16 protein-coding genes are annotated in these 20964 nt (G+C 57.4%); 9 read left to right on the plus strand and 7 right to left on the minus strand.

Features of this window, described 5'->3' with window-relative positions; all coding sequences use genetic code 11:
* A complete protein-coding gene (locus AC2D8O_RS11105; RefSeq protein WP_484678888.1) occupies positions 1-3315 on the plus strand; it encodes a GEVED domain-containing protein in 3315 nt (1104 codons plus the stop codon).
* 73 nt (positions 3316-3388) lie between these two features.
* On the opposite strand, the gene ispD is transcribed toward AC2D8O_RS11105, so the two are convergent.
* Positions 3389-4129: a 2-C-methyl-D-erythritol 4-phosphate cytidylyltransferase gene (gene ispD / locus AC2D8O_RS11110; RefSeq protein ID WP_484678889.1), complete on the minus strand. Its 741-nt coding sequence runs from the start codon at positions 4127-4129 to the stop codon at positions 3389-3391.
* Between the two features lie 15 nt (positions 4130-4144).
* Positions 4145-5191, minus strand: coding sequence for a tRNA preQ1(34) S-adenosylmethionine ribosyltransferase-isomerase QueA (gene queA / locus AC2D8O_RS11115; protein ID WP_484678890.1), 1047 nt, complete (start codon positions 5189-5191; stop codon positions 4145-4147).
* Between the two features lie 129 nt (positions 5192-5320).
* Here queA and AC2D8O_RS11120 point away from each other — a divergent pair, with 129 nt between their 5' ends.
* Both AC2D8O_RS11120 and AC2D8O_RS11125 read left to right on the plus strand, forming a co-directional pair.
* Entirely contained in the window at positions 5321-6568 is a 1248-nt protein-coding gene (locus AC2D8O_RS11120; protein WP_484678891.1) for an ABC transporter permease, read from the plus strand.
* Positions 6569-6688: 120 nt separating this feature from the next.
* Positions 6689-7645: a methylenetetrahydrofolate reductase gene (locus AC2D8O_RS11125; RefSeq protein ID WP_484678892.1), complete on the plus strand. Its 957-nt coding sequence runs from the start codon at positions 6689-6691 to the stop codon at positions 7643-7645.
* A 12-nt stretch (positions 7646-7657) separates the two neighbouring features.
* Here AC2D8O_RS11125 and AC2D8O_RS11130 read toward each other — a convergent pair whose 3' ends face one another.
* The gene (locus AC2D8O_RS11130; RefSeq protein ID WP_484678893.1) at positions 7658-8668 is read right to left on the minus strand and encodes a SpoIIE family protein phosphatase; all 1011 of its coding nucleotides are present in this window, start codon (positions 8666-8668) and stop codon (positions 7658-7660) included.
* Positions 8669-8752: 84 nt separating this feature from the next.
* Positions 8753-9367, minus strand: coding sequence for a heme NO-binding domain-containing protein (locus tag AC2D8O_RS11135; RefSeq protein WP_484678894.1), 615 nt, complete (start codon positions 9365-9367; stop codon positions 8753-8755).
* 215 nt (positions 9368-9582) lie between these two features.
* Between AC2D8O_RS11135 and AC2D8O_RS11140 the strand changes: the two genes are divergently transcribed.
* On the plus strand, positions 9583-11760 hold the full coding sequence (locus AC2D8O_RS11140; RefSeq protein WP_484678895.1) for a sodium-translocating pyrophosphatase: 2178 nt from the start codon (positions 9583-9585) through the stop codon (positions 11758-11760).
* A gap of 67 nt (positions 11761-11827) precedes the next feature.
* On the opposite strand, the gene AC2D8O_RS11145 is transcribed toward AC2D8O_RS11140, so the two are convergent.
* On the minus strand, positions 11828-12409 hold the full coding sequence (locus AC2D8O_RS11145) for a MiaE family protein (protein ID WP_484678896.1): 582 nt from the start codon (positions 12407-12409) through the stop codon (positions 11828-11830).
* Between the two features lie 177 nt (positions 12410-12586).
* Between AC2D8O_RS11145 and AC2D8O_RS11150 the strand changes: the two genes are divergently transcribed.
* From AC2D8O_RS11150 to AC2D8O_RS11160, 3 genes are all read left to right on the plus strand, one after another.
* Complete coding sequence (locus AC2D8O_RS11150; protein WP_484678897.1) at positions 12587-13336, plus strand: hypothetical protein; 750 nt, start codon at positions 12587-12589, stop codon at positions 13334-13336.
* 139 nt (positions 13337-13475) lie between these two features.
* A complete protein-coding gene (gene lysA, locus AC2D8O_RS11155; protein WP_484678898.1) occupies positions 13476-14735 on the plus strand; it encodes a diaminopimelate decarboxylase in 1260 nt (419 codons plus the stop codon).
* 25 nt (positions 14736-14760) lie between these two features.
* Positions 14761-16050 carry an aspartate kinase gene (locus AC2D8O_RS11160; RefSeq protein WP_484678899.1) on the plus strand — a complete coding sequence of 430 codons (1290 nt, stop codon included), beginning with the start codon at positions 14761-14763 and terminating at the stop codon, positions 16048-16050.
* Between the two features lie 46 nt (positions 16051-16096).
* On the opposite strand, the gene AC2D8O_RS11165 is transcribed toward AC2D8O_RS11160, so the two are convergent.
* Entirely contained in the window at positions 16097-16393 is a 297-nt protein-coding gene (locus AC2D8O_RS11165; RefSeq protein ID WP_484678900.1) for a putative quinol monooxygenase, read from the minus strand.
* Between the two features lie 90 nt (positions 16394-16483).
* On the opposite strand from AC2D8O_RS11165, the gene AC2D8O_RS11170 reads away from it, so the two are divergent.
* Entirely contained in the window at positions 16484-17041 is a 558-nt protein-coding gene (locus tag AC2D8O_RS11170) for an NADPH-dependent FMN reductase (protein ID WP_484678901.1), read from the plus strand.
* A 10-nt stretch (positions 17042-17051) separates the two neighbouring features.
* Positions 17052-18485 carry an FAD-binding oxidoreductase gene (locus tag AC2D8O_RS11175; protein WP_484678902.1) on the plus strand — a complete coding sequence of 478 codons (1434 nt, stop codon included), beginning with the start codon at positions 17052-17054 and terminating at the stop codon, positions 18483-18485.
* A 2-nt stretch (positions 18486-18487) separates the two neighbouring features.
* Here AC2D8O_RS11175 and tamL read toward each other — a convergent pair whose 3' ends face one another.
* Complete coding sequence (gene tamL, locus AC2D8O_RS11180; protein ID WP_484678903.1) at positions 18488-20941, minus strand: translocation and assembly module lipoprotein TamL; 2454 nt, start codon at positions 20939-20941, stop codon at positions 18488-18490.
* Between the last annotated feature and the right edge of the window lie 23 nt (positions 20942-20964).

The raw sequence follows: 20964 nt of genomic DNA on the forward strand, positions 1-20964 counted from the left end.
ATGTTTCGTTTTTCTACGCTTGTTATTGTACTGAGCCTGCTGAGCAGCCTGCCAGGCCTGGCTCAACCCAACCGCGGAGGCACGCCCTTCAGCGAGTCGGCATTGGGGCGGCAACTGCTGGTGAAGCAGAAAACCGATGGTATTCACATGCCCAGTGTCAACAACCGCCTCCTGCTGGAGCGCTCGGAAGCACAGGACAAGGCAGGGCCATTTCAGTTTGGGCACAGTTTCCCGGTAAGCCTGGGGCTGGACAATGCTGGCGAGTGGACCGACCTGCCCGGGGGTGCACGTCTCTGGCGGTTGAGGATAGACTCAAAAGAAGCGTTCTCCATCAACCTGGTGTTCAGTGAATTTTTCCTGCCGACGGGTGCCACACTGTTTGTGTCGGACGAAACCGGCAAGCACCGGCTGGGTGCTTTCACAGAGGCCAACAACAACCTGGAGCGCAAGTTTGCTACGATGCCAGTTCCGGGTGAAGTGGTGGAGCTGGAGTACTTTGAGCCTGCGGGTGTTCGTGGGCAAGGCAAAGTGCGCGTAGGCAAGGTAGTACATGCTTTTCGCCCACTTTTCAACCGTGAAAAAGCCTATGGCTTTGGCGATGCAGCTGCGGCCTGCCACATCCATGTCAACTGTGCCGCTGCCGCGCGATACCAGGACATCAAGCGGTCGGTAGTGCTGCTGCTGGCAGGCGGGGGGCTCTGCACTGGGGCCATGATCAACAATGTAAAGAAAGATGGTCGCCCGTTGCTGCTGACAGCCGACCACTGCTATGGCGATGAGGCCAATGTAGGCGAATGGCTGTTTGTGTTCAACTATGAAGCGGCGGGCTGCCCTACCGGCACTGGCACAGAAGGCCGCACCGACCAGGCGCTGTACGGCAGTTCGGTATTGGCGCGCTACGCAGGCACTGACCTGATGCTGCTGGAGCTGAAAGACAAACCACCTGCCAGCTTCAATGTCTTCTACGCTGGCTGGAACCGACAGGACGCAATCGTAGACAGTGTGGTGGGCATTCACCACCCCTCTGGCGATCTCAAGCGGATTTCATTTTCGGACCGTGCCATCGTCTCCAGCGAATGGGGCCCGGACAACGGTGCCTATGGCACGGGCACCCACTGGCAAGTAACGCGGTGGGACCGCAATACCGTAACGGAAGGTGGGTCGTCGGGCTCGCCACTGTTCAATACGCGGCGCGAAATCATTGGCTATCTCACGGGTGGGCGCTCGGCCTGTTCGGGCACTGTTGCCAATAACCAGCCCGACTGGTATGGCAAAGTAGCGCGGTCTTGGCTGGGCAATGGTACCGCCAGCACCCGTCTGAAAGACCATCTGGACCCAAACGGTACAGATTCAGTGCGGCTGTCGGGCATGAACTTTGGTGGCAGCGAAGTGTACTGCGGAGCAGCCCCTTCGCTACCCAACTACACCAAGTTTGTACTGGCAAGTTTTGGCGGCCGGTTCTCCAATGCCACCACTGGCGTATGCCAGCCCTACAGCGACTACAGTAACCAGTATCGCGTGGCCATCAACAAAGGCAGCAGCTTCAGCACCACATTTCAGCTGGGCTTCTGCACAGAAGAAGGCCCACAAAACGCAGTGAAAGTGTTTGCCGACTGGAACAACGACCGCGACTTCAGCGACAGCGGCGAGCTACTGTACAGTTCGGTCAACACGATTGCGGGGAATTCGGCACGGACGTTCAGCAACACGTTCCCAGTCACAGTGCCCGATTATGCGCAGGTGCGAGTACGTATGGTGGCACGGGTGGCGCTGGTAAGCGACGAAAACGCAACGGTAGCACTGACCCAGCCCTGTGGCGGCTTTGTGTTTGGCGAAACCGAGGACTATACCCTGCAAGCTATGCCTGCGGGAGTTTCGGCCTCCCTGACGGGTGCGGCAGTACTGGTGGAATGCGAGCGTCTGCAATTCATGGTGGATAAACAGAACCTGCCAGTCTGGGCCGACAAATTTGTGCTGGAGCTGAGCAACCGGTTGGGGGCTTTTGGGCCAGGTATATCCCGTCGCCTGACTACGACGGTCATGGGCACTGTGCCCCCCAACAGCAACACCTATCAGGCAATCATTCCCGGCGACATCGAAACTGGCGACTTTTACACCATACGGCTGGTACACCCAGACAGTAACATTGTGTGGGATACCAAGCAATTGCGCGACATGGGAGTGACCCGCCTGTATGCAGCCCCAGACACTTCCGTGAGCGTAACCTATCCCTACGCGTTTGTATGCCCAGGCTCGCAGGGTGTGGTACAGCTGGCGGGCACCAAAAATGGGCTGGTATACTCGCTGGTGCGGGCCGACCGCCCCGGTGTGATTGTGAGTGAGGAACAGGCAGGCAATGGCGGAACGTTGACGTTTTATCTACCTGCTGACAGCGTGAATGCAGCCACGAACACCTTCAGGGTGCGGGTGTTCAACGGCAATGCCTGCGACCGCATTGGCAGTCGGATCATCACTCTGACGCAGAGCCCACTACCCCGCCCTACCATCACCACTGCCGGCGGCACCAGTGTCTGTTCAGGCCAAACCCTCACCCTGAGCGCTGGCGTTACCCAGAGCAGCTATGTGTGGAAACGGAACGGCATCGTCATCATTGGCGCCAACAGCAACACCCTCACAGTAGGCACGCCAGGCAGCTATACCCTGGCTTACGGCGCCAGCGGATGCCTGTTGGAAAGCATGCCTATGATTGTGACGCCCACGGCCATTACGCGGCCCAGCCTTGCGCTTGTCACTGGCATACTGACCCCAAGTGGCACAGCCGCTGCAGGTGAAAGCTACCAGTGGTACTTTAATGGCAGTATCAATGGTACGCCCCTGAAAGGCATCATATTGGGCGCCGATGCCCGCACCTACACACCGCTGGTAAATGGCCGCTACACCCTGCGCGTTGCCACCGCTGCGGGTTGTCGTTACTTCACTGATACACTGAACGTAACCTCCGTGACAGCCAAGGCATCAGTGCTGCAAGTGAGCGACTCGCTGCTGTCCATTACCCGCGCCGACGACCTTACCTATCTGCCGTTTGGCCTTCAGGTGAGCCCCAATCCTGTGGTACGTGGCAGCCAGGCCAGCATCCGTATTGCTACACCCACCATCCAGGAGCAGGTGCCTGTCATCTACGTAGTGGATATGCAGGGACGTGTTGCCACTACTTTCCTGCCACAGACAGTGGCGCCAAGCATGGGCTACTTTGAAGCTATCCTGCGAACGGAGACACTGGCACCTGGAGTTTACACCATCCGCATTACACTTGGTAATGGGGAAGACATGCACGCCAAACTGGTAGTGCAATAATCCCACAGCCTTTCCAAAGCAGAACGGCTACCTGTTGCAGGTAGCCGTTCTGCTTTCAGCGGGCTCTATATTTTCAGGATGCGCGCCACTTTGCCAGAAAATCGGGCAGGAGGAGGGCCGCCAGTGCCATGTCTTCGGGCGTGGTAATCTTGATGTTATCGTAGCTGCCCATTACCAAGTGGATGGGATAACCGGCTGCTTCAAGCAGGCTGGCATCATCGGTGAAAACGCCTTCGGGGGTACGCTGGAAATAGGCTTCCACCAGCGGCGCAAGCGCAAAGGTCTGTGGTGTCTGTACGGCAAAGTAGGCCTCACGGTCTACTGCAACTGAGCCTTCTGGAGTTCGCATGCGCATGGAGCTTTTGCTGGGAACTGCACACACGCCACTTCCTTTGGCTGCAGCCGCCTCATAGGCTTCGGCAATCATCTGGGGGTTGGTGAAAGGGCGCACAGCGTCCTGAATAGCCACCAGCGCATCGGATGGGGTATCGGGCAACTGTCGCAGGGCTGTCAGGCCATTGCGGACGGAGTCGGTACGGGATGCGCCACCAGGGGCCAGCGTAATACGCTGCCGCTGAGCAGGGCTCAGAAAATCGTGGGCCAGCTGCTGCCAGGTGGGGAAGTGAGCCTCAGGCAATACGAGCACTACGCGGAGTGCATTGTCGAACGCCAGAAAGGTTTCGAGCGTGTGTACGAGTATAGGCTTGCCACCCACCAGCAGAAACTGCTTGGGGACGGGTGCGCCCAACCGCGTGCCACTGCCCCCAGCTACAAGCAGGGCAAACAGCCGGTGTCCGGGCAAAGAGGCAGGCATCGGCTCAGACTGAAATCAAAGCACAAGAAGTGCGTCGCCGTAGCAGTAGAAGCGGTATTTCTCCTTCACAGCTACCTTATACACCTCTTTCATGAAATCGTAATCCATGAACGCGGCCTTAACCATGAGCGTAGTGCTCTTGGGCGGGTGGAAGTTGGTGAGGTAGGCGTTGGCGATGGAGAAATCGTAGGGCGGGAACATGAATTTGTCGGTCCAGCCCTTGGCAGGGTTCAGGAGGCGCTGGCTGGAGACGGAACTCTCGACTGCCCGCATCACGGTGGCACCAACGGCACACACCCGTTTCTTCTTCTGCTTGGCTTCGTTGACGATACGACAGGTTTCTCCGGTAATCTCGAAGGACTCGGAGTCCATCTTGTGTTTGGAGAGGTCTTCGACCTCCACCTCACGGAAGCTGCCAAGACCGGTATGCAGAGTCACAAATGCGTGTTCTACACCCTTGAGTTCCAATCGCTTCAGAATCTCCTTGGAGAAATGCAGGCCCGCATCGGTGGCAGCAACAGAGCCCTTCTGCTGTGCAAAAGCGGTCTGATACCATTCACGATCCTTTGCCTCTACCTTACGGCTGATGTAGTGCGGCAGAGGCATTTCGCCGAGTTTGTCGATGGTAGCGTAGAACTCATCTTCGGTTCCGTCAAAAAGGAAACGGATGGTTCGGCCACGCGAAGTGGTGTTGTCCACGACTTCGGCTACGAGGTCGCTGTCGCCGAAGAAGAGTTTGTTGCCAACACGGATTTTGCGCGCGGGGTCAACAACGACATCCCAGAGGCGGGAATCGCGGTTGAGCTCGCGGAGCAGAAAGACCTCGATCTGCGCTCCAGTTTTTTCCTTACTGCCGTACAGGCGAGCGGGAAAAACCTTGGAGTCGTTCAGGATCATAACATCGCCTTCGTCGAAATACTCGAGTATATCGCGAAAGGTGCGGTGCTCAATGGTCTTTTTCACGCGGTCCACTACCATCATACGGGCAGAATCGCGGGGTTCCGCCGGATACTTCGCAATCAGGCTGTTGGGAACGGGTAGATCAAATTCCGATAGCTTCATTAAGCTTCGTTAACGGTTGGCTAAAAACTTTTTGCGGATTTTTACAGTAAATAATCCGCAAAGGGATGCAACGATAGGCTGCAAATATAAGTCTGTTATACAACGTCCGTTACATGGCCCCCTGCTTTTATGCGTAAGCTCTATGAATCCTTCCGGTTGTCCTGGCGTGCGCTGGGCAGCCACCGCCTGCGAACCCTGCTGACCATGCTGGGCATTTCCATTGGCATTTTCTCTATCACGTTCATTTTCACGCTGGTAAACACACTGGAGTTTGCCATTGTGAAGAACCTGGAGAAACTGGGCAACACTGTACTGTATGTGCACAATTGGCCGTGGCGCGACGCCAGCGAAGACTGGTTCAAGTTCATCAACCGGCCCCGTGTGAGCTACGACGACTACCAGAAGCTGAAAAACAACCTGGACAACGTAGTGGGCGTCTACTACGAAGTGAGCCTGAATGGCACCGTCAAAGCTGGCGACCGCAACATGCAGGGCGTTGGTATTTCGGGGGTGACGTTTGACCACGCTACCATCGAAGGCTACAACATGGACCAGGGCCGCTATTTCAGCAGCATCGAAATGGAGGCTGGCCGCCCGGTGTGTATCATCGGCGTGAAGATTGCGGAGGGTCTGTTCGAACAAGGCCCATACGTAGGCCGCTACCTGCAGGTGCGGGGCAAGCGCTTCCGCATTATTGGGGTGATGGAGAAAGAAGGCTCCAGCCTGTTTGGCACCTCACGCGACGAAATGGTGATTATGCCCTACAAGTCGGCTGCGATGGTGATGAACCTCAACAGCCGCCGTGTAGACAAAGTGATTTCGGTGAAAGCCACCCAATACGAACTGCTAGATCAGGTGGAGGGTGAAACCATAGGGCTGATTCGTCAGGCCCGAGGCCTGAAGCCCACGCAGGAAGACGACTTCAGCATCAACCGGCAGGAAATGCTGCTGACCGGCATACAATCCATTATGGACGTACTACGCGTAGGCGGCTTTGTCATCGGCATGCTGGCGCTGCTGGTTGGGGGCTTCGGCATTGCCAATATCATGTTCGTGTCTGTAAAAGAACGAACAGCCGAAATTGGCACACAGAAAGCCTTGGGTGCTACCAAGCAATTTATACTGAACCAGTTTCTGATAGAGGCTGTACTGCTCTGCGTGTTTGGCGGCGCCATCGGTATCGCGTTTCTATCCGGTATAGCAGCACTGGCCCAAATGGTATTGGACAACATGGAAATGAACGTGACGGTAGTGATGAACATCAACAGCGTCATCGGTGGCATCATGGCCTCTGCTGTCATTGGCATCCTCTCTGGTTTCCTGCCGGCATTCTCTGCCGCTCAGCTGGACCCCGTAGAGGCCATGCGCCAGCAATAACCTGCATGTTATCTGATAGCAAAGGCGGCTCTGAGGGGCCGCCTTTTTGCGCAGGCCGAATGCAACTGCGTACTACCTTTGCCCCGGGCCGGGCTGCAGAGGCGCCGCCGGCTTTTTGCAATGAAGGTTACAGAACACCTGGCTCAGGCCGTAAACCCCATCATCAGCGTAGAGATTATTCCGCCCAAGCGTGGCGGCAACCTCGAACAGTTGTACAAGGCGGTAGAATCGGTGGTACCGTATCGTCCGCCATTTATCGATGTTACGAGTCATGCTGCTGAGGTTTTATGGGAAGAAATGCCCGACGGCAGCTACAAACGCCGTGTAAAACGCAAGAGCCCTGGCACCTTTGGCCTGTGTGCTGCCATCAAATACAACTTCCGGATAGACCCTGTGCCCCACCTGCTGTGCACGGGCTTCACCCGCGAGGAAACCGAAGATGCCCTGATTGAGCTGAACTATGTGGGGGTAGAAAACCTGCTGCTCATCCGTGGCGATTCCAAGACTGAAAAGCCACACAAAGAAGGGCGGAGCATCAATCTGCATGCTGCCGATCTCGTAGACCAGGTAGCGCACATGAACAAAGGCGAATATCTGGACCTGCTGATTGACGCCTACCCCACCAACTTCTGCATCGGAGTGGCGGCATACCCTGAGAAACACTTTGAGTCGCCGAACCTCAGTTTCGACATTCAGAACCTGCTGCGCAAGCAACAGCTTGGGGCCGACTATGCCGTGACCCAACTATTCTACGACAACCAGAAGTATTACGATTTTGTCGCCAAAGCCCGTGCAGCAGGCGTAACCATACCTATTATACCGGGCCTGAAAATTCTGACCCGTCGCGAGCAGCTGACGAGCATACCCAAAGTGTTCTTCATCGACATGCCAGATGAACTGGTAGATCGCGTGATGAACGCCAAGACTGACGCTGAAGTGCTGGATGCCGGGGTGGAATGGGCCTATCTTCAGGCAATGGATCTGCTGGAGAAAGGCAACAAAAGCCTTCACTTCTACATCATGCAGAACACCCGGCCCTTCACCCGGCTGATGGATCGTCTGCAAAAGCACCTCTAAGGGCGAAGGGCATCACCCGTGTCGGAAGCCGACGATGGTAACGTCGTCGGTCTGCTCATTATGCCCACGCCACTCATTGAAAAACTCAATGAGTGCGGTTTTCTGCTGCTGCAGGTCGTAATAGGAGGAGGCAAGAAGCTGGCGTTCAAAAGCCCTGCTGCCCATCTTTCGGTTGTTGGCGCCCCCAAACTGATCATAATAGCCATCCGAATAGAGATAGACTGCGGCGCCAGGCTCCAACAGGATTTCCTGTTCAGAGAACGGCAACTTCTCGGTTTGCATCCCCCCCACAGGCTGCCGATCGCCCTTGAAAGAGCGGATCTGGTTGTTTTCAATGACAGTCAGGTTACGCATGGCCCCTGAGAACAAAAGACGGCCAGTAGCAGGCCAATAGCGGCCGAGGGCAATGTCAATTCCATCCTGCATACCTCCAGTGGCAGTCTGGCCGAGCGTAAGCCGGATTTCCTGATCAAGGGCGGTAAGAATGGCGGCAGGCCCAAGAACGCCATCGCGGCTGAGGCGGTTGAGAAAACTGAGACCCAGAAGTGAAAGGAATGCCCCTGGTACGCCATGACCGGTGCAATCGCCCACTGCAAAGAGGGCGGAATCGCCCAGGCCCATGCCCCAGTAGAAGTCGCCAGAGACAATGCTCTTGGGTTGAAACAGTACCAGAGAATTGGGAAAGTACTGGCGGAGTTCGTCGCGGCGAGGCAGAACTGCCTGCTGAATGCGCTCGCCGTAGCGGATGCTTTCGAGAAGATTACGGTTGAACTCGGCCAGCGATCTCTCCTGCTGCTGAATACGGGAATAGGCATCCTGAAGCTGGTCGTTAATGGCGATCAACTCCATGTTGCGGTCGGTGAGTTCGGCTGCTTTCTGTTCTACCGCCTGCTTCAAATGAAATGCCTCAAGGCTTTTGCCTTCCAGAAGCTGCTCGGCCGCCTGGCGCAACTTGCGCTCACGTTCCAGTTGGTCTTTCAGCAGGGCGGCGTCTTTGTTGCCAAAGAGCGAAAAGTCAGTCATGATTCAGCAGGTTTAGAAAGGCAAGGTTCAGGCTATGGATGCCAGCAAAGGGGCAAACGTTGCACCGTGAAGCAAAAAAGCGCCTTAAGCAGCACGGAAGAGCCGTTTGAACCGGCCCCAAAGCGACTCGCTGGTGACTGTTCTGAGCGGTTCGCTGAACTTCTGCTCGCTCAGGGTAATGGTAAACCGTGTACTGCCATCGGCTTCGGGCTCATAGTGCACCTCGATTGGCTGACCAAAGTGGTCGGCACACCCCTGCATCATGCCATGTGCAAAGACCTGCATATGCCGGCTGCTCTGATAGCGAAGCACCAGCTTATTAAAGGAGTGCTCCAGCGTCTCGAACTTGGGCAAGTCGGCGTCAGGATAGAGCTTTCGCACCTCTACGTGAATATAATTGTCTACTGAGGCAATGAAATCGAGCGGATTGTCTTTGCCTTCCAGCAACTGGGGCTGCATCTGCACGAGCTTGCCGAAGAGATGGCGGCCATAGGTGAACATGAGCTGGTCCACCGGAACCTTTGATTCCTTAGAGAGCTCTACCAAAATGCGCTGCATCTCGGCATGGGGGTAATAGCCCCCAGACACGTACAAGCCTTCGTTGGGCAGATTGGCGGCCTTAATGGTTTTGGCCAGAACAGCGTATCCATACTTCTGTTCTACCATTTCCATCAGTTGGGTAAAAACGATTCCTTTCACTTTGAGGAGGAGTTGGTAAGGTATCGGATTGATGGGCTCTTGGCGAGCATTTGATAAGACTTTCAAAATTAGCCATTTCTAACCCATATAGTTAAGCCGCAGCCCGAGAAAGGGCTGAATTAGTCATTAGTTAACAAATGAGAGCGAGTAAGTCGGGGAGAACGCAGGGATTACTATTTTTGCGCCTCAATATAAAGTCAACATTCCCCCGCTGAATGGAAACACTGGTGTACTTAATCCCCGTGGTCGCGCTGCTGACCCTCGGCTACACGTTTTTGCAATCTGCCTGGGTTGCAAAGCAGGATGCCGGCAACGATCGCATGAAGCAGATCGCATCCTACATCCAAAAGGGTGCCATGGCGTTCCTGAAAGCAGAATACCGTATCCTGGCCATTTTCTGCGTCATCGCTGCGGTACTGCTGGGCATTATCTCGTATGGTGACGAAAAGAGTTCGCCCTGGATTATCGTTGCCTTCCTGATTGGCGCTGTGTTTTCTGCCTATGCGGGCTACCGCGGCATGAGCATTGCCACGCTGGCCAACGTGCGCACGGCACAGGCTGCCCGTACCAGCCTGTCGAAGTCGCTGGACGTATCGTTTGCTGGCGGCGCTGTAATGGGTATCAGCGTAGTGAGCCTGGGCATGTTGGGCCTGGGTGCGCTGTACATCCTGTTCTTCAACAAATTCTACGACGCCAACAAGCACGAAAGCATCCATATCGTACTGAACGTACTGACGGGCTTCTCGCTGGGTGCTGAGAGCATTGCGCTCTTTGCCCGTGTAGGTGGTGGCATCTTCACCAAAGCTGCCGACGTAGGCGCTGACCTCGTGGGTAAAGTTGAGGCGGGCATTCCCGAAGACGACCCCCGCAACCCTGCTGTTATTGCCGATAACGTAGGCGACAACGTAGGTGACGTGGCAGGCATGGGTGCCGACCTCTTCGGCTCGTATGTATCTACCGTAATTGCTGCCATGGTGCTGGGCGCTGCCGTAGTATCCACTGGCGACAAGTTTGGCGGCCTTTCGGCTGTCATCCTGCCGATGATTATTGCAGTAGTAGGCATTCTCTTCTCCATCGCTGGCACCTTCGTGGTGAAAGTGAAAGAAGGTGGCGACCCACAGGCTGCCCTCAACCGTGGCAACTTCGGTGCCATGATTCTGACAGCCATCGCCAGCTACTTCATCATTCCCATGATTCTGCCCGAACGCTTCAGCCTCTACGGTGTAGAATATACTCCGATGAGCGTGTTCTGGGCCATTATTGTAGGTCTGGTTGTAGGCACTGCCATTTCACTGATTACCGAATACTTCTGCGCCATGGGCCGTCGCCCGGTGAAGTACATCGTAGACCAGAGCACCACTGGCCCCGCTACCAACATCATCGCTGGCCTGTCGGTGGGCATGGTTTCAACCGCCCTGCCGGTAATGATTCTTGCCCTGGGTATCGTAGTTGCGTTCCAACTGGGTGGCCTTTATGGCGTGGCGATGGCTGCTGCCGGTATGATGGCTACGACGGGCATGCAGCTGGCGATTGACGCCTTCGGCCCGATCGCCGACAACGCAGGTGGTATTGCCGAAATGTCGGCCCTGCCGAGCGAAGTACGCGAGAAGACCGACGTGCTGGATGCCGTAGGCAACACCACTGCTGCTGTAGGCAAGGGTTTTGCCATTGCTTCGGCCGCACTGACCTCGCTGGCGCTGTTTGCTGCCTTCATGGAAGCTACACACCTCGACAAGATTGACATTGCCGACAGCCGCGTACTGGCGGGTCTGTTTATCGGCGCCATGATTCCCTTCCTGTTCTCAGCGCTGGCTATCAGTGCTGTAGGCAGTGCTGCCAACTCGATGGTGCAGGAAGTGCGCCGCCAGTTTCGGGAAATCAAAGGCCTTCTGGCTGGCGAACCCGGTGTAGAACCCGACTATGACCGTTGCGTGCAGATTTCTACCACTGCCGCCATCAACAAAATGATTGCCCCTGGTGCCCTCACTATCATTGTGCCTATCATCATCGGCTTCCTGGCTGGCCCCGACGTGCTGGGCGGCCTGCTGGCCGGTGTAGTAGTTTCTGGCGTGCTGATGGGTATTTTCCAGAGCAACGCTGGTGGCGCCTGGGACAACGCCAAGAAGTCGTTCGAAAAAGGTGTAACCATCAACGGCGAAGTGTACTACAAGAAGAGCGAGCCTCACAAGGCCACTGTAGTAGGCGACACCGTAGGCGACCCCTTCAAAGATACCTCTGGCCCGTCGATGAACATCCTCATCAAACTGATGGCCATCGTATCGCTGGTTATCGCCTCGTCGATTGCGGTGAAGCCTAAGGTTGAAGTGCCTGCTGCCGGCTCTGAACCTGCCGCTGCCGAACAGATGATGGCTCCGGTATCCGACATCCGGTAACCGCTGCTGTCAAGCATACAAAAGCCCGCTGATGCCAGCGGGCTTTTGTGTTTTCAGGAATGAAGCCTCAACCGTGCATGGTGGCCGAGGTGCCGTAGCGCTGGATGATTTCGGCTTCGTGGGCAAGCCACTCTTTCCAGCGGGCGTCGGTGCGGTCGCGGCCACAGTACTGGCGGGCCAGGCCCAGAAAAGTGGTGTAGTGCTCGGCCTCAGAGGCCATGAGGTCGTGGTAGAACTGGCGCAGTTCGGCGTCCTGACACTCCTGCGACAAAATGCGGAAGCGCTCGCAACTGCGGGCCTCAACCATCGCAGCAAACAAAAGGCGATCAAGGAGGAGATCATCGCGGCCCACCCCTTTCCGGATGTAGCCGTAGAGCTCGTTCACATAGTTGTCCTTGCGCTCGCGCCCGAGGGTAAAGCCGCGCTTGAGGATGTGCGCAAACACCTGCTCGAAGTGGGCCATCTCTTCCTGGGCAATGCGGGCCATGGTGCCCACGAGATCGGAATGCTCGGGGAACTGTATGATGAGAGAGATAGCGTTACTGGCGGCCTTCTGCTCGCAGTAGGCGTGGTCGGTGAGGACCTCCGAGAGGTCGCTCTGGGCAATCTGTACCCAACGGGGGTCGGTCGGAAGCTTGAGTCCCAGCATGGGCACAAAGTTACGGTAGAGCACGGTGCCGCAGGTGGGGTAAAAGTGGGCAATGGTTGCAGAGAAATTGTCAGAAGCAGACAGAAACTGACATTTGTATTAACTTGCGCCCATTCCCGCAGTGACCAACCCGGAGAATAGATGTCTTTTACAAACAGGATCAGTCGTTTTGCCCTTGTGGTAACGCTTCCCGCAGCCCTTCTGGCCGCGTGCAGCGAGCCTTCACAGCAACAGACCGAACAGTCTGCCGGCACCGCAGTTGCCGCTGACTCACAGACATCAGCGACCAGCACTGCCGCTTCTTCGGCTGCCAATGCCCCCATTGCGGATGCCAAGCAGCCCGCCAAAGCGCCTGCCACTACTCCAGCACCTGCCGAAAAAGGCAACCCCACTGCCGCCCCCACGCCATCGGCCAAGCCTGCTACCCAGCCAGCTGAACAGAAGGCCCCAACAGTGGCCGAGGAGACCTTCAATTTGGTGCGTGCAGTGCAGATGGATGAGCGCACCATCTCCACGTTCAACAACGACGTGGAAGACTTTGAGGTTGAAACCGGCGCCCTGCAATCCTGGTTGGCAGGAAGCCTGCGCGACTATTTCGGCACTTATTACGGCCCGCTAGGCTCTGAAGTAGCCTCCATCAAGATTACCAATGCAGGTGGCGGCAAAGTTACGCTGACCATTGGCTATCAGGCCGAAGTGGCGACCGACGACGGTATGATCAATCAGCAGGAAGGCGAACGCGTAGCCGCAGGTCTGCTGCCTGTTGGCACCACCCTGCAGTGGAAGCGCATGAGCCCAGTTTATGTAACACAAGGCCAGTTTGTGAAGTGGATGGTGGCTGGGGCACCCCAGTACGGCATCCTGGTGTATGGCACTGCTCCTGGCAAGGCCCCCTACACTCTCATGCATAAGGTTAAATCGAACTGACCGGCCCCGAGTCAGCGGGCCCGGTTCGTCCGACGCCCGCCAGTGCCACCTCCCAGGCCAGTCAGGAAAAGGATAGAACAGGGCCCGCCACTCGGCAGGCCCTTTTTCTTTCTGTACATCCTATCCTTTTCCCATAGTCATGCAGTTGAACAACAACCGCTTTTACCTCGACGGTGTGGACCTCGAGGCGCTCTGTGACCAATTTGGCAGCCCGCTGTATGTGTACAGCAGCCAAAAAATTGTGCAGCAATACAAACGGCTGAAAAACGCCTTTGCCGGTATGCCCAACCGGATTCACTATGCCCTGAAAGCGAATAACAACCTGGCCATACTGAAGCTGCTGAAAGCGCAGGGCTGCGGGCTTGACGCCGTATCGCTGCAGGAGGTGCAGCTGGGCCTGCTGGCGGGTTTCGATGCCAGCGACATTCTCTACACGCCCAACAGCGTAGGCTTCAACGAAATAGAGGCTGCTGTGGAGCTGGGCGTTACCGTGAATCTGGACAACATCACGCTGCTGGAGCAGTTTGGTGCGCGCTATGGCAGCAGTGTGCCGGTGATGATTCGTCTGAACCCGCACATCTATGCAGGGGGCCACGGCAACATCCAGACTGGACATATCGACAGCAAGTTCGGCATCAGCATTCACCAGATGCGACATCTGCTGCGGGTGGTGCGGGCACACAAGCTGCGGGTCATGGGCCTGCATATGCACACTGGCAGCGACATTCTGGATGCCGGTGTTTTCCTTCAGGCAGCCGAGGTGCTGTTTCAGGCGGCACTGGAGTTTGAAGACCTCGAATGCATCGACTTTGGCTCTGGCTTCAAAGTAGCCTATCGCGAGGGCGACATCACCACCGATGTGGAAGCGCTGGGCGCGCAACTGGCCGAGCGGCTGGCAGCCTTTACCCAGGAGTATGGCCGTCAGGTGGAGGTGTGGTTCGAGCCGGGCAAATTTCTGGTGAGCGAAGCCGGCTATCTGCTGGTGCGGGCCAACGTGGTGAAGCAGACCGTAAGCACGGTGTTTGTGGGTGTGAACAGTGGCCTGAATCACCTGATTCGCCCCATGCTGTACGACGCCTATCACCGTATTGTGAACGTGAGCCGCCCTGAAGGCACCCCGCGCGTATACAGTGTGGTGGGTTACATCTGCGAAACCGACACCTTTGGCTGGGACCGCATGCTGGCCGAAGTGCAGCCCAACGACGTACTGGCCCTGTGCAACGCCGGGGCTTATGGCTTCAGCATGAGCAGCAACTACAACGCACGGCCACGCCCCGCCGAGGTGCTGGTGGAGAACGGCAGCGCCCGGCTGGTTCGGCGCGCCGAAACGCTGGACGATTTGCTGCGAACGCAATTTGACGTAGTATCGCAACCCGAAGCCTCCCCTGCGCATTCCTAACCAACCCTATCGTACCGCCAGAGACATGCAGGTAATGAAATTCGGTGGGGCGTCGGTAAAAGACGCTGCCGCCATCCGGAATGTAGCCGACATCCTGAACGGACTGGGATACGGCGCCGAGGGCACAGGCCGCAATCTGGTGCTGGTAATCAGCGCCATGGACAAAACCACCAACGGGCTGGAACTGCTGGCCAACCTGGCCACCACCGGCAAAGCAGCGGAAACCCAGGCCCAGTTTGAGAAACTGCGCAGCTTTCACCATGAAGCGGTGGAACTGCTGTTCAACGGCGATGCCACGGCCGTGAAAGCCGGGCTGGCCGAACACTTCGATGCACTGGACCGCACTGTGCAGGGCGTGCTGCTGCTGGGCGAATATCCCGCCAGTATCTACGACCGCATCATGGCCTTTGGCGAACTGCTGTCGAGCACGGTGGTGTATCACTACCTGCGGCGGGTAGGCTTTGACGCGCACTGGGCCGATGCCCGCGAGCTCATAGTGACGGACAGCGCCTATCAGCAAGCCGACGTCATCTGGAGCCTGACCGAGCAGAACGTGCGCCGAGACCTGGTGCCCACGCTGCTGAAACATCGTGTAGTAGTGACACAAGGTTACATAGGCGCCACGCCTGAAGGCCGCACCACTACGCTGGGCCGCGAAGGCTCGGACTACACGGCGTCCATTCTGGGCAGTCTGCTGAGCGCGAGTGCAGTAACTGTGTGGAAAGACGTGCCCGGCGTGATGAGCGCCGACCCCCGTGTTGACGCTTCGCATGCACAGGTGCTGGCCCGCATTTCCTATGCCGATGCGGTGGAGATGACCTTTTACGGCGCCAGCGTTATTCACCCCAAGACGCTGAAACCCCTGCACAACGCGCGTATTCCGCTACAGGTGAAGTGCTTTCTGGACCGCAACCTGCCCGGCACGGTCATAGACGAGCACTCGACCGCGCCCGTAGCGGGCCGCATTCACAAGAAACAGCAGGCGCTGCTGCAACTGCGGCCCCGCGACTTCTCGTTCATGGACGAGCGGCTGCTGCCCGAAGTGTTTGCGGCGGTGCGGCAGGCAGGGCTGGCGCTGAATCTGGTGCAGACCAGCGCGGTGTCGGTGACCCTGTGCGTGGACGATACGCCTGCCCGGTTGGACACCTTTGCTTCACTGGTGGCTGACAACTACCAGCTTACGCGCGAAACCGGACTGAAAATGACTACGCTCCTGCACCATTCTGATATTCCGGCTGATCTGGCTGGCGCAGCAGACAGCGCCCTGCTGGTGCAGCGGAACGGCCCACACTGGCACCTGGTGCAACGGGCTTAGGCAAGTGTGAATCAACGGCAGGCCGCTGCCCTGATGCCTTGGTGCGTCAGGGCAGTGCTACCTGCTGCTCCAGCGAGAAGGCCATGGGCTTACCGGCGAACAGCTTTTTGGTGAACTCCCAGGTGCCAGCGAAGAGCTCGCTGTGACGATAGGCGTTAAGGGCATCCTCCGAATCCCAATGACTGAGGGTGTAATAGACATTATGGGCCGCGGCATCGCGGTGCAGTTCCAATCGCTGACAGCCTGGAAAAGCCCGGATGCGGTCTTTCACCTGCTCGAAGTTTTCCAGAAAGGGAGCCACGCCGGTCTCGGCCAGCTCCAGGCGCACGATGCGGACAATCATACCGCAAAACTACGCCAGACCAGCCGAAGAGGCCAGTAACTTTACATACTGTCTGTAGAACCAATCCCCGATTGTGGCGGTTAGAGCGACATGGTAACCCTGATCAGCGGCACCAATCGAGCCGGGAGTCGTGCGTTGGCTGTAGCCCGGCAGTACCAACAATTGTTGCAGGACCGCGGCATTGCAGCAGACCTGCTGTCGCTGGCCGACCTGCCCGCTGATTTTCTGCTGCTGGACCCCGAAGACCCCGGCCACAGCCCCGAATACCGTGCCTGGGCTGCGAAAATCCAGCAGACGCAGCTGTTCGTTTTTGTAGTGCCTGAGTACAACGGCAGCTACCCTGGCATATTGAAAGTGCTGATAGACGCTCTGCCCCCCAAGCAGTATTTCCATGGCAAGAAAGCTGCGCTGGTGGGAGTTTCCACGGGTAGGTTCGGCAACCTGCGTGGGCTTGACCACCTGTCGGGGGTACTGGGCTATGTGCAGATAGAGCTGTTGCCGTATCGCGCCCACCTGATGCACGTACACAAAGGCAGCGACGCAGACGGCCAACTCTCCGATGCCGCCCTGCTTAAAGAACTGCATACCCAGATAGACCGCCTGGTACCAGTGGTCCAGACGCTTGCTGCGCCTTCGCAGGTTGGGTAATTTGGCGCATATGCAGATGTACCGCGCCCCCGATGCCGCAGCCGCCGGCTTTGCCCGTATTACGCCTGACGACCTGATGTACTTCCGGCAGCAGCTGGGAGATGATGGCGTATGGGCCGACGCCGACAGCCTGGAGCGCTACTCGCACGACTGGACCGAGGACTTCCGCTTCCCGCCTGAGGTAGTGCTTAAGCCCCGCACGACTGCGCATGTGTCGGCTATTCTGAAACACTGTAACGAGCGGCGCATACCTGTTACGCCCATTGGCGCACGGACAGGCCTCAGCGGCGGCATGCTGCCTGTCTATGGCGGTGTGGCACTTTCTATGGAGCGTATGAACCGCGTGCTGGAAGTAGACACACGCAACCTCCAGATTACCGTAGAGCCCGGCGTAGTGGTAGACGACCTGCGCAAAGCCGCCGAAGCTGTGGGTCTGATGTACCCGCCCGACCCCAGCAGCAAGGGCTCGTGCTTTATTGGCGGCAATCTGGCCGAAAACAGCGGCGGTGCCCATGCCGTGAAGTACGGCATCACCAACGCCTATGTACTGGCGCTGGAAGTGGTATTACCCTCGGGCGAAGTGATACAGACCGGCGCGAAGACGCTGAAGAACAGCACTGGCTACAACCTGACACAACTGATGGTGGGCAGCGAGGGCACACTGGGCGTTATTACCCGCAGTACCCACCGGCTGGTGCCACTGCCGCGACTGGCCCGTACCCTGCTGGCCGCCTTCACCGATGCCGAGAAAGCCTGCGAAACGGTGTCGGTGTTCTTCCAGAAAGGGCTGAACCCCTCGGCGCTGGAGTTCATTGAGAAAGACGCCATCGACTTTGGCCAGCAGTTTCTGGGCATCAACCGCTACGACACCACAGGCGTGGCCGCCCACCTGCTGATAGAGTTTGACGGCAACGACGAGGCCCAGCTGATGGCCGAGTGCGAGCAGGCATACGCATTGCTGGAAGAAATGGGCGCCACCGACGTGCTGCTGGCCGAAAGCACCGACCAGCAGGCTGAGCTGTGGCGGCTGCGGCGCTGCCTGGGCGAAGCCGTGAAAGGCACCACCATCTACAAGGAAGAGGATACCGTGGTGCCCCGTGCCGAGCTGGCAAAGCTGTTGCGGTTCATCAAGGAAACCGGGCGGGAGTTTGGGTTCCGGAGTGTGTGCTATGGCCACGCCGGCGACGGCAACCTACATGTGAACATCCTGAAAGGTGACATGCCCGACGACCGCTGGCAGAACGAGCTGCCACAAGCCATTCGGCGCATTTTCGAATACACAGTGTCGCTGGGGGGCACCCTCAGTGGCGAACACGGCATCGGCTGGGTGCAGCGCCCCTACATGGACGTGCGTTTCTCTGAAACCGAGCTGCTGCTGATGAAGGGCATCAAACAGGTATTTGACCCCAATGGTATCCTGAACCCCGGCAAGATTTTCCCGTAAGGTCAGAACGGGTAGCCGATGCCGAAGTTGTACTGCATACGGGTGTTGCCGATGTCCTGAAAACCCTTCTGCAATACCCAACGCCGTAAATCCGGGGCATAGAGCTGCTGGCCTATGTCGAGGCGGAGGACAAGGAACTCGAGGTCCCACCGGACGCCAAAGCCGCCAGAAAGGCCCAGTTGCAGGGTCTCTTTGGACAATACGGCCTGTGGGTTGCCAGGTGCGCTCTCGGCATTGAACCAGACGTTACCAGCGTCGAAGAACAGGGCGCCCTTGAAGTCGCCAGCCAGCGGGAAGCGGTATTCCAGGTTGAACTCCAATGCGATTTCGCCCCCGATTGGCAGCAGCGAACTGAGGCCATTTTCCGAGTTGCTGAACGTGCCGGGGCCCAGTGTGTTGCTGAGCCAGCCGCGGTTGGTGCTGACACCACCCGTGAAGAAGCGATATTGGAAGGGAACGCCAGGATTGTTGAGCCAGCCCCGAGAGTAGCCAAGGAAGAGGCGCGTGACGAGGTCGGAGCGCAGGCCAATCGGCCGGAACAGCTTCAGTTCGTTGGCAATCTTGAAATACTGCCCATAGATGTATTGCCCTGCCAAGAGGTTATCGTCGGCTCTGCCGTCACTGGAGAGCAGATCAAGTATCCAGGGAAGGTTACCGCCAATCTCGATGGTTGGCCGCACAAACCAGCTGAGGGGTCGGCGCCGATCGCCATAATGGCCGCTGTAGGAGTAGGAGAAAGTGCCGCGCGAAAGCAACCGCGGCTCCAGATCGCGGAGAATGAAGAACTTAACCTGCTCGGGGAGCGGGTCGAAGAAGTTGCCGAAGGCAGTTGTATCAAGGTCTTTGGTCTCTACCCAAAGCACGCTCAGGGGCGTGAAAGTCATCTGGGCGCGGTCGCTCTGTGGGATGTTGAACCAGGTGTAGATCCATTCGCCACCCACACTGGTTCGGGTAAATTCGACTCGGCGCTCCTGCCCCAAGGTCAGCGCAAAACTGGTGGTGGGCCGGAACTCCAACATGTTGCGACGGGGTGTTTCCACCAGCCAGAAGCTGGGCATCACCACATTGAGGCGGCCTGCATACTGATACAATGGCTCAACCTGATTGGTTTGTGGCGAACGGTAGAACGACACCGTGCCATTGAGCGAGGCAATGAACTGCTCGGCGCCGCCAAAGAAATTGCGGTCGCGCAGGGAGAAGGTGGCCCCAAAGCCCGGAATGTTGGAGCCATTGAGGCTCTGGTTCTGGCTCTGGAACATCTCGGCGCCGACGCGCATATCGTACTTCCGCAAGAGTTGGAGGTCCACATCGGCAGTGAGGCCGTGGTTTTCGGGGTCGGTTTCGCGGAAGGTGACGAACGACGATCGGAAGATGCCCATCGCGTTGAGGCGCTCGATGGTGCGTCGCTGCTCCAACAGCGAATAGCGGTCGCCAGGGTTCAAACGAATGCGGCGGGCAATGACACTGAGCTTGTTGCGGCGGGCCTCTTCGGGTGTGGTAAAGAAATGTACGTCCTGATCGGGGCTAAGCCACTTGGTGTTCACGCCATAGGCCTGCCGAACTTCGGGGCTCATGTGGCGAAGGTCGAAGAGGATATTGCGGGTAGTATCGCCCGTGTTGCCCCGGTGCAGCGTAGCCCTTACTTCCTGAAGGTGATAGATGACGGCGCTGTCGGGCAGGATGATCTCAAGGGCGAGGGGGCGGGCGGCGGTAGGTAGTTTGATACGGCGGCGGTTGCGGCGCTGCAACGAGTCGGGCAACTGCTGACTCAAGGTATCTGCGATGTAGGAAATCTGGCTGGGATCGACCCTCAGGTAACCATAGTTGCGGAACACGTTGGCCAGCCGGATGCGCTCGTTCGTGAGGTTCTCGTGGTTGTAGCGTCGGCCCAGTCGCAGCAAGGTTTCGTTGCTGAACTGGTTGGCCAGGTTCACCAACTCCTGATTGCCTGAATACACGATACTGCTGATCTGGTAAGGAGGGCCTTCGTTAATCTCGAAGACGACATCCACCACACGGGGATTCTTCTTCGAGGGCTCCAGTCTGGGGGTGACTTTTGCATCGAGAAAGCCATTGGCAAAGTACAGGGCTTCCAGATTGGCGGCATCTGCCAGCAACTGGTCGGCATCTACGGTACGAGGAGCCTGTCCAATTTTGTCCTTCAGCCAGTTGGCCACAGCGTTTTCGGCGGCGCGCTTCCGGTCGATCTTCCGATAGAGCTTCATGCCCAGCGAACTGTCGCGGGTGAGGCTGATACCGAGATAGTGCACCTGCATTTTCAGGCGGTAGCCGAAAATCTGGTCATTGGCTTGGGTCTTGATGCCTGTGCGGAGGGCCTCTTCGCGCACCAGTTGGTTGCCCCGAAACTGGGGTTCGCGGCGGATGAGCTGCTTTCCGGGCTGCAAATGCAGGGTACTTTCGCACCCGACGAGTGCCAGCAGCCCCAGGAATCCCACTAAAACCAGATACTTTTGCACTG

The sequence above is a fragment of the Pontibacter sp. T17 genome, from assembly GCF_057219875.1.